At 75.0% G+C, this 16,240-nt stretch carries 12 protein-coding genes; 9 read left to right on the top strand and 3 right to left on the bottom strand.

The window, feature by feature from the left end; genetic code table 11:
* Positions 1 to 16 precede the first annotated feature (16 nt).
* The 9 genes from ACYVO2_RS27170 (at position 17) to ACYVO2_RS27130 (ending at position 9,243) form a co-directional block, all read left to right on the top strand.
* A complete protein-coding gene (locus ACYVO2_RS27170; RefSeq protein WP_461010646.1) occupies positions 17 to 691 on the top strand; it encodes a response regulator in 675 nt (224 codons plus the stop codon).
* 185 nt (positions 692 to 876) lie between these two features.
* On the top strand, positions 877 to 3,597 hold the full coding sequence (locus ACYVO2_RS27165; protein WP_461010645.1) for a DNA translocase FtsK: 2,721 nt from the start codon (positions 877 to 879) through the stop codon (positions 3,595 to 3,597).
* A gap of 301 nt (positions 3,598 to 3,898) precedes the next feature.
* Positions 3,899 to 4,711 carry a helix-turn-helix domain-containing protein gene (locus ACYVO2_RS27160; RefSeq protein ID WP_461010644.1) on the top strand — a complete coding sequence of 271 codons (813 nt, stop codon included), beginning with the start codon at positions 3,899 to 3,901 and terminating at the stop codon, positions 4,709 to 4,711.
* Positions 4,712 to 4,860: 149 nt separating this feature from the next.
* Positions 4,861 to 6,336: a 30S ribosomal protein S12 methylthiotransferase RimO gene (gene rimO / locus ACYVO2_RS27155; RefSeq protein ID WP_461010643.1), complete on the top strand. Its 1,476-nt coding sequence runs from the start codon at positions 4,861 to 4,863 to the stop codon at positions 6,334 to 6,336.
* Complete coding sequence (pgsA, locus tag ACYVO2_RS27150) at positions 6,333 to 7,076, top strand: CDP-diacylglycerol--glycerol-3-phosphate 3-phosphatidyltransferase (protein WP_461010642.1); 744 nt, start codon at positions 6,333 to 6,335, stop codon at positions 7,074 to 7,076. The genes rimO and pgsA overlap by 4 nt, the downstream gene beginning before the upstream one ends.
* Positions 7,073 to 7,549: a CinA family protein gene (locus tag ACYVO2_RS27145; protein WP_461010641.1), complete on the top strand. Its 477-nt coding sequence runs from the start codon at positions 7,073 to 7,075 to the stop codon at positions 7,547 to 7,549. The genes pgsA and ACYVO2_RS27145 overlap by 4 nt, the downstream gene beginning before the upstream one ends.
* A gap of 158 nt (positions 7,550 to 7,707) precedes the next feature.
* Positions 7,708 to 8,064: a helix-turn-helix domain-containing protein gene (locus ACYVO2_RS27140; RefSeq protein WP_461010640.1), complete on the top strand. Its 357-nt coding sequence runs from the start codon at positions 7,708 to 7,710 to the stop codon at positions 8,062 to 8,064.
* 422 nt (positions 8,065 to 8,486) lie between these two features.
* The gene (locus ACYVO2_RS27135) at positions 8,487 to 8,972 is read left to right on the top strand and encodes a Dps family protein (RefSeq protein WP_461010639.1); all 486 of its coding nucleotides are present in this window, start codon (positions 8,487 to 8,489) and stop codon (positions 8,970 to 8,972) included.
* Positions 8,973 to 9,006: 34 nt separating this feature from the next.
* Complete coding sequence (locus ACYVO2_RS27130) at positions 9,007 to 9,243, top strand: hypothetical protein (RefSeq protein ID WP_461010638.1); 237 nt, start codon at positions 9,007 to 9,009, stop codon at positions 9,241 to 9,243.
* 125 nt (positions 9,244 to 9,368) lie between these two features.
* Here the strand turns inward: ACYVO2_RS27130 and ACYVO2_RS27125 are convergent, their stop codons facing one another.
* The 3 genes from ACYVO2_RS27125 to ACYVO2_RS27115 all read right to left on the bottom strand — a co-directional run bounded on the left by ACYVO2_RS27125 (position 9,369) and on the right by ACYVO2_RS27115 (position 16,086).
* Positions 9,369 to 10,181 (bottom strand): SDR family NAD(P)-dependent oxidoreductase, encoded by an 813-nt coding sequence (locus tag ACYVO2_RS27125; RefSeq protein WP_461010637.1) that lies wholly within the window; start codon positions 10,179 to 10,181, stop codon positions 9,369 to 9,371.
* 77 nt (positions 10,182 to 10,258) lie between these two features.
* The gene (locus ACYVO2_RS27120) at positions 10,259 to 11,092 is read right to left on the bottom strand and encodes a DNA-formamidopyrimidine glycosylase family protein (protein WP_461010636.1); all 834 of its coding nucleotides are present in this window, start codon (positions 11,090 to 11,092) and stop codon (positions 10,259 to 10,261) included.
* Positions 11,093 to 11,325: 233 nt separating this feature from the next.
* A complete protein-coding gene (locus ACYVO2_RS27115; RefSeq protein ID WP_461010635.1) occupies positions 11,326 to 16,086 on the bottom strand; it encodes an Lhr family helicase in 4,761 nt (1,586 codons plus the stop codon).
* Between the last annotated feature and the right edge of the window lie 154 nt (positions 16,087 to 16,240).

The following is a 16,240-nucleotide window of genomic DNA, read 5'->3' as shown; positions in this document are numbered from 1 at the left end:
ACGAGGAGGACGGGCCATGGTGCAGAAGGCCAAGATCCTCCTGGTCGATGACCGACCGGAGAATCTGCTGGCGCTGGAGGCCATCCTCTCCGCGCTCGATCAGACGCTGGTGCGGGCATCGTCCGGGGAGGAGGCGCTCAAGGCTCTGCTCACGGACGACTTCGCGGTGATCCTGCTCGACGTCCAGATGCCTGGCATGGACGGCTTCGAGACCGCCGCGCACATCAAGCGCCGCGAGCGGACCAGGGACATCCCGATCATCTTCCTCACGGCCATCAACCACGGCCCGCACCACACCTTCCGCGGCTACGCGGCGGGCGCGGTGGACTACATCTCCAAGCCGTTCGACCCGTGGGTGCTGCGCGCCAAGGTCTCCGTGTTCGTCGATCTGTACATGAAGAACTGCCAGCTCAAGGAGCAGGCGTCGCTGCTGCGGCTCCAGCTCGAGGGCGGCGACCACGCGGCGGCGGACGGCAGCCAGTCCGCGGGCCTGCTCGCGGAGCTGTCGGCGCGTCTGGCCGCGGTGGAGGAGCAGGCCGAGGCGCTGACCAAGCAGCTCGACGGCGCGTCGGACGCGGCCGTCATCGCCACCGCCGCCCACCTGGAGCGCAAGCTCAACGGGCTGCGCCGCGCGCTGGACGCGCTGGAGCCCGGCGCGGGCAGGGCCCCGCAGATGCCACCGCAGGGCTGACCCGGCCGCACCGACACGCGTGTCCGGTGGGACACGTGTTCTTCCCGTCGCGGGCCGATAGTCTCCCACCATGGCCACCGTCATCCGCGCGCAGGACCCGCACCGCCGGAAGCCCGGCCGGACGGCGGCCGTGACCACCTCTCCCGCCACTCCCGCGACGAAGGCTTGAGGCCAAGAAGGCCGCCGTGAAGAAGGCTCCCGCGAAGAAAGCCGCCGCGCCGAAGAAGGCCCCGGCGAAGAAGGCCCCGCCCAAGGCTCCGGCAAGGAAGGCCCCGGCGAAGAAGGCGCCCGCGAAGAAGGCGGCCAGGCCGCCGGCCAGGCCCGCGCCCTCGCCGACCGCTCCCGTGCTGCGCCTGGTGCGGCGCTGCTGGCTGGGGGCCGCGCACGCCGTCGGCGCGGTGCTGCGGGGCATAGGCAACGGTGCGCGGAACCTCGACCCCGCGCACCGCAAGGACGGCCTCGCGCTGTTCCTGCTCGGCCTGGCCCTGGTGATCGCCGCGGGCACCTGGTCGGACCTCGACGGGCCGGTGGGCGACCTGGTGACGGTGCTGGTCACCGGCGCGTTCGGCCGGCTCGACCTGCTCTTCCCCATCCCGCTCGCCGTGGTGGCGGCGCGGCTGATGCGCCATCCGGAGCGGCCCGAGGCCAACGGACGGATCGTCATCGGGCTGACCGCGCTCGGCCTCGGGGTGCTGGGCCTGACCCACCTGGCGTGCGGCTCGCCCGAGCGCGGCGACGGCGCGCGCGAGATGCGGGACGCGGGCGGCTGGCTGGGCTGGATCGCCGCGAAGCCGCTGCTGCTGACGGTGGGTTCGGTGCTGGCCGCGGCGCTGCTGCTGCTCGTCACCGTCTTCGGCCTGCTGGTGGTGACCGCGACCCCCGTCAACACCATCCCGCGCAAGCTGCGGGCGCTCGGCGCCAGGGTGGGCCTCGCGCCGCCCGAACGCCGGATCCGGCGCCGCGCCGCGGACGAGGAGTACGCCGAGCCGTACGCGGACGACGAGTACGACGACCTGGCGGACCTGTTCCAGGACGACGACGACCGGGGCGGGCCCGCGGAGGAGTCCGCGGCCGGGTACGGCGCCCCCGAGCCGGAGCCGACGCCGGCGCGCCGCCGCCCGCGCCGCCGCTCTCCCGCGGCCGAGCCCGCCCCGGCGTCCTCGGACGCCGTGGGGGTCGCGGAGGAGGCCGTCGCCGCGCTGGACGGCGCGCTGCTGCACGGTGTGCAGCCCTCGCCGGTCGTCGCGGACCTGCGCGAGACCGTGCGCGAGGCCGAGGAGGAGCAGCCCGAACCGCCGTTCGAGCCCGTCTCCGCGCCCGACGAGCCCGCCCCCGCGCGCACCCCGGCGGCGGCGCGCGGGTCGGGTCCCGAGGCGCCGCGCGAGCACGGCCCCGCGCCGGTGCGCTCCGAGCAGCTCCAGCTCTCCGGCGACCTCGCCTACGCCCTGCCGCCGCCGCGCCTGCTGCGGCGCGGCGGCCCCGGCAAGGCCCGCAGCAAGGCCAACGACGACGTGGTGCGGGCGCTGACCGGGGTGTTCTCGGAGTTCAAGGTGGACGCCCGGGTGACCGGCTTCCAGCGCGGCCCCACCGTGACCCGCTACATCGTGGAGCTCGGCCCGGCCGTGAAGGTCGAGCGGATCACCGCCCTCGCCAAGAACATCGCCTACGCCGTCGCCAGCCCGGACGTGCGCATCCTCAGCCCCATCCCGGGCCGCTCCGCGGTCGGCATCGAGATCCCCAACTCGGACCGGGAGATGGTCAACCTCGGGGACGTGCTGCGCTCGGAGGAGGCCGCGGAGGACGAGCACCCGATGGTGGTGGCGCTGGGCAAGGACGTGGAGGGCGGCTTCGTCGCCGCGAACCTGGCCCGGATGCCGCACGTGCTGATCGCGGGCGCCACCGGCGCGGGCAAGTCCTCCTGCGTCAACTGCCTGATCACCTCGGTGCTGATGCGCGCCACGCCGGACCAGGTGCGGATGGTGCTGGTGGACCCCAAGCGGGTGGAGCTGACCGCGTACGAGGGCATCCCGCACCTGATCACGCCGATCATCACCAACCCGAAGAAGGCCGCCGAGGCGCTCCAGTGGGTGGTCCGGGAGATGGACCTGCGCTACGACGACCTGGCGGCGTTCGGGTTCCGGCACATCGACGACTTCAACGCGGCCGTGCGCGGCGGCAGGATCACCCTTCCGCCGGGCAGCGAGCGCGAGCTGGTGCCGTACCCCTATCTGCTGGTGATCGTGGACGAGCTGGCCGACCTGATGATGGTCGCGCCGCGGGACGTGGAGGACTCCATCGTCCGCATCACCCAGCTCGCCCGCGCGGCCGGGATCCACCTGGTGCTGGCCACGCAGCGGCCGAGCGTGGACGTGGTGACCGGTCTGATCAAGGCGAACGTGCCGTCCCGGCTGGCGTTCGCCACCTCCTCGCTCGCCGACAGCCGGGTCATCCTGGACCAGCCGGGCGCGGAGAAGCTCATCGGCAAGGGTGACGCGCTGTTCCTGCCGATGGGCGCGAACAAGCCGGTGCGCATGCAGGGCGCGTACGTCACCGAGGAGGAGGTCGCCGACGTCGTCCGGCACTGCAAGGAGCAGCTCACGCCCTCCTACCGCGACGACGTCACCACGGGCGGCAAGCCGAAGAAGGAGATCGACGAGGACATCGGCGACGACCTGGACCTGCTGTGCCAGGCGGCGGAACTCGTCGTTTCCACGCAGTTCGGCTCCACGTCGATGCTCCAGCGCAAACTGCGTGTAGGTTTCGCCAAGGCGGGAAGACTCATGGACCTGATGGAGTCCCGCGGGGTGGTCGGCCCGAGCGAGGGGTCCAAGGCCCGCGATGTGCTCGTCAAGCCGGACGAGCTGGACTCCGTGCTCGCCAGGCTGCGGGGGGAGGGCGCGGAGTGACCGCGCCCGGCGCCCCCGGCCCGGCGTCCGGACGGCCCAGGGCAACCTTCCGACCGGCGCCGAAGTCTTGGCGAGCAACAGCGTGACCGTCGCAGAAACCCTCGATCGAGTGACATGGCGAGGGGAAGCGAGGATGACCGTTTCCTCCCTTCGTGTGCCACGTTGAACCGCCGTGGGGAACCTGGCACCCGGTCAGGCAATCCCGATGGCGGACAAACCGGCTCCACCGCTTGCCCAACGCTTTCCGACCGGTCCTAGACTGAACGTCCAGCAGGTGGCTACACGCTCGAAAGGCGCCCTCGTGTCCATCGGCAACCTCCCCCCCGGTGACCCCGTCCCCAGCGACGAGCGGCCGTCCATCGGCCGTGCGCTCGCCCAGGCCCGGATCGACGCGGGCCTGACCGTCGAAGAGCTCAGCGCGCGCACGCGGGTCCGTACTCCGATCGTGCACGCCATCGAAGCGGACGACTTCTCGCGGTGCGGTGGCGACTTCTACGCCCGCGGCCACATCAGGCTGCTCGCCAAGGCGCTCGGGGCCGATCCCGACGCCCTGGTGGCGCGGTACGACGCCGAGTACGGCTCCCCCGCGGCCACCCCGCCCGCGCAACTGTTCGAGGCGGAGCGGATCCGCCCGGACCGGCGCCGTCCGAACTGGACGGCGGCGATGGTGGCGGCCATCGCCGTGGTGATCGCCTTCGTCGGCTTCAACCTCGTCAAGGGCGGCGACTCCGGCGAGCCCTCGGCCGCGAGCTCGCCCAGCTCCCCGACGAGCGCCGCGCCCAAGCCGCCGGAGAGCAAGACCGGCACCGGCGGCGGGCCCGCCCCGACCGAGAGCGCCATCGCCGCCGCGCCCTCCGACAAGGTGACGGTCAAGCTCACCGCCACGGACAAGAGCTGGATCTCGGCGACGGACAGCAACGGCAAGTCGCTGTTCCAGAGCGTGCTCGCCAGCGGCGAGTCCAGGACGTTCGACGACGACAAGCAGATCAGGCTGATCATCGGCGACGCCGGAGCGGTGTCGATGTTCGTCAACGGCAAGGACCTCGGCCCCGCCGGCGAGCGCGGCCAGGTGGTCCGGCTCAACTTCACCCCAGGGGATCCCGAGGCGGGGTGACCGCCGGGGCGCACGCGGGCGCGCTCCGGCGCGCCGCGGCCCCCGGTGACCGGTGAGGGCGCTGGGGGAGCCGTGCACGACCCGGTCTCCTGGGGCCCTCGAGGAGCCCGTGGGGTGGGCCTGGGGCCGGGACAAAGTAGTCTGAGTGCATGCCCGAACGCCGCACTGTCGCCCTCGTCACCCTCGGATGCGCACGCAACGAGGTGGACTCGGAAGAGCTCGCCGGGCGCCTCGCGGACGACGGCTGGGAACTGGTCGAGGACGCCGCGGAGGCCGACGTCGCCGTGGTCAACACCTGCGGCTTCGTGGAAGCGGCCAAGAAGGACTCCGTGGACGCGCTGCTCGAGGCGGGCGACCTGAAGACCGCGGCCCGCGACGGACGGGCGCGCACCCGGGCCGTCGTCGCCGTGGGCTGCATGGCCGAGCGCTACGGCAAGGAGCTCGCCGAGGCCCTGCCGGAGGCCGACGGCGTCCTCGGATTCGACGACTACGCGCAGATCTCCGAGCGGCTGCGCACCATCCTCGGCGGCGGAGTGCACGCCCCGCACCTGCCGCGCGACCGGCGCAAGCTGCTCCCGGTCAGCCCCGCGGAGCGGCAGAGCGCCACCACCGGCGTGGCGCTGCCCGGCCACGGCACCGTGCCCGCGGCCGCCGCGGACGACCTGCCGCCGGGGCTCGCCCCCGCGTCGGGGCCGCGCCCGGTGCGCCGCCGGCTGGACGACAGCCCGTTCGCCGCCGTCAAGCTCGCCTCGGGGTGCGACCGCAGGTGCAGCTTCTGCGCCATCCCGTCCTTCCGCGGCTCCTTCGTCTCCCGCCGCCCCGCCGACGTGCTCACCGAGACGCGCTGGCTCGCCGAGCAGGGCGTGCGCGAGATCATGCTGGTCAGCGAGAACAACACCTCCTACGGCAAGGACCTGGGCGACATCCGCCTGCTGGAGACGCTGCTGCCCGAGCTGGCCGCGGTGGACGGCATCGAGCGGGTGCGCGTGAGCTACCTCCAGCCCGCCGAGATGCGGCCCGGCCTGATCGACGTGCTGACCTCCACTCCCAAGGTCGCGCCCTACTTCGACCTGTCCTTCCAGCACTCCTCGCCCGCCGTGCTGCGCGCCATGCGGCGCTTCGGCGACACCGAGCGGTTCTGGGAGCTGCTGGGCCGGATCCGGGCGAAGGCGCCGGAGGCGGGGGTGCGCTCGAACTTCATCGTGGGCTTCCCCGGCGAGAGCGAGGCGGACCTGGCGGAGCTGGAGCGGTTCCTCGGCGGCGCCCGGCTGGACGCCATCGGGGTGTTCGGCTACTCCGACGAGGAGGGCACCGAGGCCGCCGGCTACCCGGGCAAGCTGGACGAGGACGTGATCGCCGAGCGGCTGGAGCGGGTCACCCGGCTGGCCGAGGAGCTCACCGCGCAGCGCGCCGAGGAGCGGCTCGGCAGCACCGTCGAGGTCCTGGTGGAGTCCGTCGAGGACGGGGAGGCCGTCGGGCGCGCCGCCCACCAGGCGCCCGAGACGGACGGACAGGTGCGCCTGGAGGGCGCGGAGGGGGTGGCCGTGGGTCAGTTCGTGACGGCCAAGGTCACGGGTGCCGAGGGCGTCGACCTCGTGGCGGAGCCGTGCGGGGCGGTCGTATGACCCAAGTCCCCGCCTCGGGCGCCCCGGTGCCGGGCGTGCCCGGCACCGCAGGTCCCGTCGTCCCGCCCGGTCCGAAGGGCGCGCGGGGCGCGTCCGCCCTGTCGGGGCGCCGCTCCGGCGGGTCCGCGCCCGCCGCCGCCGGGTCGCAGGACGGCTCGCTGCGCGTGGCGGGGCTGTGGAACGTCGCCAACGCGCTGACGATGCTGCGGCTGGTCCTGGTGCCGGGGTTCGTGCTGCTCCTCGTCCACGACGGCGGCGACGACCCGGCGTGGCGCTCGTTCGCCTGGGCCGCGTTCAGCATCGCCATGATCACCGACCTGTTCGACGGCGAGCTGGCCAGGCGCCACAACCTCGTCACCGACTTCGGCAAGATCGCCGACCCGATCGCGGACAAGGCGATCATGGGCTCGGCGCTGATCTGCCTGTCCGCGCTGGGCGACCTGCCGTGGTGGGTCACCCTGGTCATACTCACCCGGGAGCTCGGCATCACCCTGATGCGGTTCTGGGTGATCAAGCACGGGGTCATCCCGGCCAGCCGCGGCGGCAAGCTCAAGACCCTCACCCAGGGCATCGCGGTCGGCATGTACGTGCTGGCGCTCACCGGGCCGCTGGCCACGCTGCGCGCGTGGGCGATGGCGGTCGCGGTGGTGCTCACCGTGGTCACCGGCCTCGACTACGTCCGGCAGGCCGTGGTGCTGCGCCGCGAGGGGCTGCGCAAGGCCCGGGAGAGCGCGCGTTGAGCCTGGCGGCCGAGGTTCTCGTACTCCTGGGTGAACGCGGGGCGACCCTCGCCGTCGCCGAGTCGCTGACCGGCGGCCTGGTGGCGGCGGAGCTGACGGCCGTCCCCGGGGCCTCCCGCGCGTTCCGCGGCTCCGTGACGGCCTACGCCACCTCGGTGAAGGCGTCGCTGCTCGGCGTGCCGGAGGAGCTGCTGCGCGAGCGGGGAGCGGTCGACCCGGACGTGGCGGTGGCGATGGCGCGGGGTGTGAGACGGATTCTGGGGGCAGATTACGGGATAGCCACCACCGGGGTGGCGGGTCCGGAACCACAGGACGGGAAGGCGGTCGGCACGGTATACGTTGCGGTGGCCGGACCTGACGGTTCAGCCGCCGTTTCACCCGCGGTCTCCGGCGACCGGGCCGGAATTCGCGCGGGGACGGTGGAGGCGGTACTCGGCCTGCTGCGCGAGACGCTGGCGCGGCGCACCGGGTGACCGCCCGGATCCCAGGGAGGGGACAGTGGAACAGCAGGGGAACAGCGGATGTTTGCAGCCCTGAGTGAACACGACTTCGCTCCCCGCACGCTCGAGGGCGAAGGCGGTACGGTGGGGCAGAGACGTTGCGCGAGAGCGGTCCGAGGAGGGAGCCACCGATGATCCTGCTTCGTCGCCTGCTGGGTGACGTGCTGCGTCGGCAGCGCCAGCGTCAGGGCCGCACGCTGCGCGAGGTCTCGGCGTCCGCACGCGTGTCGCTGGGCTATCTGTCCGAGGTCGAACGGGGGCAGAAGGAGGCGTCCTCCGAGCTGCTCTCCGCGATCTGCGACGCCCTGGACGTGCGGATGTCCGAAGTGATGCGCGAGGTCAGCGACGACCTGTCGCTGGCGGAGCTGGCCCAGGGCGAGCAGCCGGTGCGGCCGGTGCTGGTGGAGCCCGTGGCGCCGGTGCCTGCGGAGGAGCGCGTGGGCGGCCTGGAGCCCTCCGCGCAGGCGGTGGACGTGGTCGCGGCCTAGTTGCGGCCGTTCCGCTGCTTCGCTCGCCGCCCGCTCGCGGCCGGCTGCCGGGCGGGTGTGTGCCCGGGCGCGGTGCCGTGGCGCGGAGAGCGCGCCGGGTGCCGGTGGGCGCCGGAATGCGCCGGCGGTGTCGATGAGAGTGTCCCTACGAGATTCCGAGTTCTCCGAGATTTCCCCGGCCCCGGGCGGCGTGTGCCGCCCGGGGCCGTTCGGTGTCGTGGGGCGCGGCGGGTGCGGGTGCGGGTGCCTTATCCGGCTCCGGCTCCCGGATCCGGGCGATTCGGGTCTTTACCTGCTCATCGGTTCGAATCGGCCCGCATAGCCGGCCCGGGGGCGGGCAGGCGGAGCGTTGAGTGCTCCCGTGGACCATCGCGGAGGGCACCGCGACCGCCGAGTCGAGAGCGTCCAAGGAGGAACCATCCATGAGTGTCGTCACCAGCACCCTTTCCGACGACGCCCGCAAGATCACGGGAGACGCTCTCCAGGGGGCGCTGGTCGACCTGCTCGACCTCTCCCTCGTGGGGAAGCAGATGCACTGGAACATCGTCGGGCCGCGGTTCCGCTCGATCCACTTCCAGTTGGACGAGGTGGTCTCCACAGCGCGCTCCTACGCCGACGCCGTCGCCGAGCGGGCCGCCGCCATCGGGGTGAGCCCGGACGGACGGGCCGAGATCCTGGCCAAGACCAGCGGGCTGCCCGCGGCGCCGGTGGACTGGGTGCAGGACACCGATGTGATCACCTACCTGATCGAGACCCTGCGGGCGGTCATCTCGCGCATGCGGGAGCGGATCGAGGAGACCGAGAAGCCCGACCCGGTGACCCAGGACCTGCTCATAGGCCTGACCCGCGAGCTCGAGAAGGAGCTGTGGATGTTCACCGCGGAGAACCAGACCGACCGGCGGGGGTGAGCGCGGTGACGGCAGCGCGGCGGGGAGTCCCGCCATGACCGAGGGCGTCTACCGCGAGCGGGCCCCGATCCTGGTCCGTGCGCCCACGCCCGACGACCCCCCGTTCCGCCTGGTGGAGATCAAGGGCGAGGTCGTCGGCAAGGCTTTCGGCATCGCGGATCTGATCGAGTTCGCGCGCCGTGCCGGCTTGGAGCACGTCGACTTCGACGATCCCGAGATGGTCACCTGGGTCGGCGGCGACCAGTACCGCTGGGTGCCGCGCCACCGCTGAACGCGGCACCCCCATGGACCCGGACGCCCGGGCGGGGTCTGCCCGCCTTTCCGCTGCGGCTCCTCTCCCCGCGGTGGTTCGCGCGGGCGGGCGGCCCCGTCCCGGGTGCTCCGGCCCCGGCCGTCTCACCACGGCATGGCCACCCCGCCGTTCGGGCGCAGGATCTGCCCCGTGGTGAACGACGACGCGTCGCAGGCCAGGTACAGCACGGCGTGGGCGACGTCCTCGGGCGTGCCCACGCGGGACAGGGGCGACAGACGGCGGGCGCGGTCCCCGAACGAGGGGGCCGCGCCTTCGCCGTCGTGCCGGCCGGTCATGGCGGTGGGGACCCAGCCGGGCGCCACCGCGTTCACCCGCACCCCCGCGGGCCCCAGCTCGGCGGCCAGGGTGCGGGTGAGCTGCACCACCGCCACCTTCGAGACGCTGTAGCACAGCAGCCCCGGCGTGGCCGAGTCCACCGCGCCCGAGGCCATGTTGACGATGCTGCCGCCGCCGCGGGCGGCCATGGCGCGGCCGGCCTCCTGGCAGCCGTGCAGCACTCCCCGGAAGTTCACGGCGAGTACCCGCTCCAGATCGGCGTCGGCGGTGGCCAGGACCGGGCTGGCGTGCATGATCCCGGCGATGTTGGCCATGACGTCGAGCCGTCCGTGGGCGGCCAGCAGCGCGGCCACGGCGGAGGCGACCTGGGCGCGGTCGGCCACGTCCACCGGGTGGGCGGTGGCGGTCCCGCCGTCCGCCCCGATCCGCCGCGCCGTCTCCTCCGCCCCCGCGGCGTCGATGTCGGCGCAGGCCACCGCGGCGCCCGCCCGGGCGAGGAGCATGGCCGAGGCCCGGCCGATGCCGCTCCCCGCGCCCGTGACCAGGGCCGTGCGCCCGCTGAGGTCGTAGGCCGCGGGAAGCCCGGCCGGGGCGGTGCCCGGCGGGTGCTCGGTGGGCATGCGCACGACGGTACGACCGGAACTGACGGACCGTCAACAAGACTTCCGGCCGCTGCCGCCCGCCCGGTGGCGCTCGGTCAGTAGGCGGACGGCGGGGTGGGGGCGAACCGGGTCGGCGCGGGCGCGGGGCCGTCCTGGCAGCACGGGCACCAGAAGGAGATCCTGGCCTGGGGCGCGGCGCCCTGCTCCGCGCCCACCACCCGGGTGCCGCAGCGGCGGCAGGGGCGGCCGGCCTGCCCGTACACCCAGTGGCGGCGGCCGGAGCGGGTGTCCCCCGTGGTGATGTGGCCGGTCCGGTTGCGGTTGGCGTCCAGCAGGCGCCTGGCCAGCTCCACGACCCGCTCGGGCCCGGGGATGTCGCCGACCGGGGTCCACGGGGTGACCCCGCGCAGGAAGCACACCTCCGACTTGTAGACGTTGCCGATCCCGGCCATGACCCGCTGGTCGAGCAGGGCCTCGCCGACCGGGCGCGCCGGGTCCGCGAGCAGCCGCCGCAGCGCCTCCGCCGCGTCCCAGTCCGGGCCCAGCAGGTCCGGGCCGAGGTGGCCGACCACCCGTTCCTCCTCCGCGGTGGGCAGCAGCTCGAGGACCGGCAGACGGTAGCCGACGGCGACCCGCTCGGCGTCGCCCAGCACGGCGCGTATCTGCCACTGCGGGCCGCCCCGCCATCGCTCGCCCGCGCGGTAGACGTGCCAGCTCCCGTCCATGCGCAGGTGGCTGTGGAGTGTCAGGCCGCCGTCGAACCTGGTCAGCAGGTGCTTGCCGCGCGAGACCACCTCGCCGACGCGGCGCCCGGCGAGACCGGCCGTGGCCAGCGCCGGGACCCTGAGGTCGGCGGTGGTCAGCGTCCGGCCCGCCAGCGCCTCGTGCAGCCGCCGGGCGGTCAGCCATACCGTGTCGCCTTCGGGCACTGGTCCTCTTCTCTCCCGGTCTTTCCTGTGTCGGTTCGCCTGCCGGTTTCGCTGCCGGTTCCGCCTGTCGGCTCCGCCTGCTGCGGGTGCTGCCCGCGGGTGCTGCCTGCCGGTTCCTTCCGGTCGGCCGGTCGCGGGGGGCCGAGGGGCCGCTCGCGGCGCGCCCGCGGCTGCGGCGGCCGTCCGCCGGGCGGGCCCGGCCCGCCGCCGGAGCCCGCCGCCGGGCCCCGGGGTCACGACCGCAGGCGCAGCCCCCGGGGGGTGGCGTGGAAGCCGGCGGCCTCCAGGGCGCGGCCCAGCGGGGAGGTGAGGGCGGGCTCCCCGTTGGCGCGCTCCACGGTGAGCCTGCCGAGGGCGCCCTCGCGCACCGCGAGGGCCAGGGCGTCCGCCGCCGACTGGAGCCGCTCCGGACCGGTGTCCCAGGCGATCAGCGACCGCCCGCCGCGCTCGACGTACAGCACCAGCTCACCGTCGCTGAGAACGACCAGCGCGCCCGCCTTGCGGCCCGGCTTGTGGCCCGCGTCCCCCGGCGGATCCGGCCACGGCAGGGCGGCCCCGTAGGCGTTGGCCGGGTCGGCGGCGGCCAGCACCACGGCGCCGCCGCCCCGCCCGCCGCCCGGGCGCCCCGGCGCCGCGTCCGCGCCGCCGTCCGGCGCCCGGTCCCGCGCCGTGTGCACCGCGCGCAGCCGGTCGACGGCCCCGTCGGTGGCGAACTGCGCGGCGCCGAGCCCCTCCACCACGTAGCCGCGTCTGGCCCGGCCCGCCTCCTCGAAGGCGGTGAGCACCCGGTAGGCCGCGGAGAACCCGCCCTGCACGCCCTCGGCCGCCACCGCGCCCCGGGTGACCACGCCGTGCCGGTCCAGCAGGGTCTGCGCCAGGGCGTGCGCCCGGTGGGTGGGATCGGTGACGCGCTCCGGCAGCAGGGACCAGCGGCCCGCCGTGGTGGGCGGCCCCGTCCGGGAGCCCGGTATCCGGGCGGCGCCGCCGAGCCCGCCGGGCCGGCCGGTGAGCGTGCCGTACCGGCCGCGCGGCACCGCCCGGGGCGCCCGGTGGGCGGTGGACCCCGCGGTGCGCCCGGAGCCGAGCAGCGCGCGCAGCGGGGCCAGGGTGTCGTTGGTGAGCCGGCCGGCCCACACCAGGTCCCACAGGGCGGTGGCCAACTCGGTGTCGTCCACGGTGGTGCCGCCCGCGGCGACCCGCTCGGCGAGCTGCCGGAAGAACAGCCCGTACCCGCCGGACAGGGCATCCAGCACGGCCCGGTGCACCTCGCCGGCCTCCAGCGGCTGCGGCTCGGGCAGCAGCAGCGGCGCGGTGTCGGCCGGGTACAGCGCGATCCAGCCGTCCTTGCCGGGCGCGGCGCCCGCCCCGGCCCACACCACCTCGCCGGCCGCCGTCAGCTCGTCCAGCATCGACGGCTGGTAGCCCGCCACCCGCGACGGCAGCACCAGGCGCTCCAGCGCGGAGGCGGGCACCGCCGCGCCCTGGAGCTGCTCCACCGCGCGCAGCAGCCCGTCCACGCCGCGCAGGCTGTGCGCGCCCAGGTGCTGCCACTGCGGGAGGAACGAGGCCAGCGCGGCGGGCGGCACCGGCTCCGCCTCCTGCCGCAGCGCGGCCAGCGAGCGCCGCCGCAGCCTGCGCAGCACCTGCGCGTCGCACCACTCGCCGCCTTCGGCGGCGCCCGGGGCCGCGACGGGCCGGAACTCGCCCTGCACCACCCGGCCGTCCGCGGCGAGGCGGTGCAGCGCCCCGGTGACCACCGCGGTGCCGAGGCCGAACCGGGCGGCCGCCTCCGCCGCCGTGAACGGGCCGTGGGTGCGGGCGTACCGGGCCAGCAGATCGCCCAGCGGATCCCCGACCGGCTCGGTGAACGCCTCCGGCACGCCCACCGGGAGCGCGGTGCCCAGCGCGTCCCGCAGCCGCCCGGCGTCCTCGATGGCGGCCCAGCGCTCCTCGCCCGCCACCCGCACCCGGATGGCGCGCCTGGCCGCGGCCAGTTGCTCGGCCCACTCGGCCCGCCCGCCGCGCTCGGCCAGCTCCGCGCCGGTCAGGGGCCCGAGCAGCCGCAGCAGGTCGGCGACGCCCTCCGCGTCCTTGGCCCGCCGGTCCTCGGTGAGCCGCTGGAGCTCCCGCTCGAGCTCGGCCATCACCTCGGCGTCGAGCAGCTCCCGCAGCTCGGCCCGGCCGAGCAGCTCGGCCAGCAGCCGGGAGTCCAGCGACAGCGCGGCGGCCCTGCGCTCGGCGAGCGGGGAGTCGCCCTCGTAGAGGAACTGGGCGACGTAGCCGAACAGCAGCGACCTGGCGAACGGGGACGGCTCGGGCGTGGTGACCTCCACCAGACGCACCCGGCGCGTCTCCACGTCCCGCATCAGCTCGGCCAGGCCCGGCACGTCGAACACGTCCTGGAGGCACTCGCGCACGGCCTCGAGCACGATCGGGAAGGACCCGAACCCGGACGCCACCTGGAGCAGTTGCGAGGCCCGCTGCCGCTGCTGCCACAGCGGGGTGCGCCGCCCGGGGTCGCGCCTGGGCAGCAGCAGGGCCCGCGCCGCGCACTCGCGGAACCGGGCGGCGAACAGCGCCGAGCCGCCCACCTGCTCGGTGACGACCTGCTCCACCTCGCCCGGGTCGAAGGCCACGGTGTCGGCGCCGACCGGCGCGGCCTGCTCGTCGCCGCCCCAGGCGGAGCCGTGGTCCACGCCGGAGGCCGGGGGCGGCGCGTCCAGCAGGTCGAGCCCCATCATGTCGGCGTCGGGCAGGCGCAGCACGATCCCGTCGTCGGCGTGCATGACCTGCGCGTCCATGCCGTAGCGCTCGGCCAGGCGGGCGCCGAGCGCCAGCGCCCACGGCGCGTGCACCTGCGCCCCGAACGGCGAGTGCACCACCACCCGCCAGTCGCCGAGCTCGTCCCGGAACCGCTCGACGACGATGGTGCGGTCGTCGGGTACGTGCCCGCAGGCGGCGCGCTGCTCCTCCAGGTAGGACAGCACGTTGCCCGCCGCCCACTCGTCGAGCCCGGCCGAGCGCAGCCGCTCCTGCGCCCGGTCCCGCGGCAGGGCGCCGATCTCGCGCAGGAACGCCCCGAGGGCGCGGCCGAGTTCCAGCGGGCGGCCGAGCTGGTCGCCCTTCCAGAACGGCAGCCGCCCGGGGACACCGGGGGCGGGGGAGACCAGCACCCGGTCCCGGGTGATGTCCTCGATGCGCCAGGAGGTGGTGCCCAAGGTGAACACGTCGCCCACCCGGGACTCGTAGACCATCTCCTCGTCCAGCTCCCCGACCCGGCCGCCGCCCTTCTTCGGATCGGAGCCCACCAGGAACACGCCGAACAGGCCGCGGTCGGGGATGGTGCCGCCCGAGGTGACGGCGAGCCGCTGGGTGCCCGGGCGGCCGGTGACCGTCCCCGCGACCCGGTCCCACACCAGGCGCGGGCGCAGCTCGGCGAAGGCGTCCGACGGGTAGCGGCCGGCGAGCATGTCGAGCACCGCCTCGAAGGCGGACCTGGGCAGCGAAGCGAACGGGGCGGCCCGACGCACCAGCGCCAGCAGCTCGTCCGCGTCCCAGGTGTCCATGGCGCACATCGCCACGATCTGCTGGGCGAGCACGTCCAGCGGGTTGGCCGGGATCCGCAGCGCCTCGATGTCGCCGGCGCGCATCCGCTCGGTGACCACGGCCGCCTGCACCAGGTCGCCCCGGTACTTGGGGAAGACCACGCCGGTGGAGACCGCGCCCACCTGGTGGCCGGCCCGGCCCACCCGTTGCAGCCCGGAGGCGACCGACGGCGGCGACTCGACCTGCACCACCAGGTCCACCGCGCCCATGTCGATGCCCAGCTCGAGGCTGGAGGTGGCCACGACCGCGGGCAGCCGCCCCGCCTTGAGGTCCTCCTCGACCAGGGCGCGCTGCTCCTTGGACACCGAGCCGTGGTGGGCGCGGGCGAGCACGGCGGGGGCGCCCCTGGCGGCGCCGGACTGGGCCATCACCTCGGCCGGCGAACCGGTCTCGGGCAGGGCCGCGCCGGTGGCGCGCTCGTGGGCGATCTCGTTGAGCCGGTTGCACAGCCGCTCGGCCAGGCGCCGGGAGTTGGCGAAGACGATCGTGGAGCGGTGGGCCTGCACCAGATCGGCGATGCGCTCCTCCACGTGCGGCCAGATGGAGGGGCGCTGCTCGTTCCCCGCGGCGGGGCCGCTGTGGTCGGCCACGGGGGAGCCGCCGAGCTCCCCGAGATCCTCGACCGGGACCACGACGGACAGCGCGAACCGCTTGTCCGACGGCGGCTGCACCACCGTGACCCTGCGCTGCGGCGACAGGAAGCGGGCCACCTCGTCCACCGGCCGGACGGTGGCGGACAGGCCGATCCGCCGCGCGGGCCGCTCCAGCAGCCGGTCCAGGCGCTCCAGGGAGAGGGCCAGGTGCGCCCCGCGCTTGGTGCCGGCGACGGCGTGCACCTCGTCGACGATCACCGTCTCCACGCCGGCGAGGGCCTCGCGCGCCGCCGAGGTGAGCATCAGGAACAGCGACTCGGGCGTGGTGATGAGGATGTCCGGCGGCCTGGTGACCAGCGAGCGCCGCTCCGCCGCCGGGGTGTCGCCGGAGCGGATGCCCACCCGCACCTCGGGCTCGGGCAGGCCCAGGCGGACGGCGGCCTGGCGCAGGCCCGTGAGCGGGCTGCGCAGGTTCCGCTCGACGTCCACCGCGAGGGCCTTGAGCGGGGAGACGTACAGCACGCGGCAGCGCCTGCGCCGCTCGGCGGGCGGCGGGGTGAACGCCAGCCGGTCCAGCGCGGCCAGGAACGCCGCGAGGGTCTTGCCGGAGCCGGTGGGCGCGACCACCAGCACGTCGGAGCCCTCGCCGATGGCCTGCCACGCGCCGGCCTGGGCGGCCGTGGGCGCGGGGAAGGCCCCGGTGAACCACGCGCGGGTGGCGGGGGAGAACGCGGCCAGGGCGGCGTGCGGGGCCGGCTCCTGCTCCGGGTCCGGTGCGGGACTGGGCTGCGACATGCCTCCATCGTGCCTGGCGGCACCGACAACGGCGCAGGGCCTGTGGACAACCTCACCACCCCCGCGACACGAGCGCCGAATACCACGATTTATTACTAAATGCCAATACAGTGGCGCTGAGTGAGCACGCAGGACCCTTCGGTGGCGGTGAGGC

The organism is Streptomyces capparidis (assembly GCF_054782095.1).
This window is presented reverse-complemented; position numbering and strand designations above follow the sequence as displayed.

What these genes read in the sequence shown, in the direction of transcription:
- ACYVO2_RS27170 (WP_461010646.1), top strand. Translation starts at nt 17, where the DNA reads ATGGTGCAGAAGGCCAAGATCCTCCTGGTCGATGACCGACCGGAGAAT.
- rimO (WP_461010643.1), top strand. Translation starts at nt 4,861, where the DNA reads ATGCCCGAACGCCGCACTGTCGCCCTCGTCACCCTCGGATGCGCACGC.
- pgsA (WP_461010642.1), top strand. Translation starts at nt 6,333, where the DNA reads ATGACCCAAGTCCCCGCCTCGGGCGCCCCGGTGCCGGGCGTGCCCGGC.
- ACYVO2_RS27140 (WP_461010640.1), top strand. Translation starts at nt 7,708, where the DNA reads ATGATCCTGCTTCGTCGCCTGCTGGGTGACGTGCTGCGTCGGCAGCGC.
- ACYVO2_RS27135 (WP_461010639.1), top strand. Translation starts at nt 8,487, where the DNA reads ATGAGTGTCGTCACCAGCACCCTTTCCGACGACGCCCGCAAGATCACG.
- ACYVO2_RS27130 (WP_461010638.1), top strand. Translation starts at nt 9,007, where the DNA reads ATGACCGAGGGCGTCTACCGCGAGCGGGCCCCGATCCTGGTCCGTGCG.
- ACYVO2_RS27125 (WP_461010637.1), bottom strand. Translation starts at nt 10,181, where the DNA reads ATGCCCACCGAGCACCCGCCGGGCACCGCCCCGGCCGGGCTTCCCGCG.
- ACYVO2_RS27115 (WP_461010635.1), bottom strand. Translation starts at nt 16,086, where the DNA reads ATGTCGCAGCCCAGTCCCGCACCGGACCCGGAGCAGGAGCCGGCCCCG.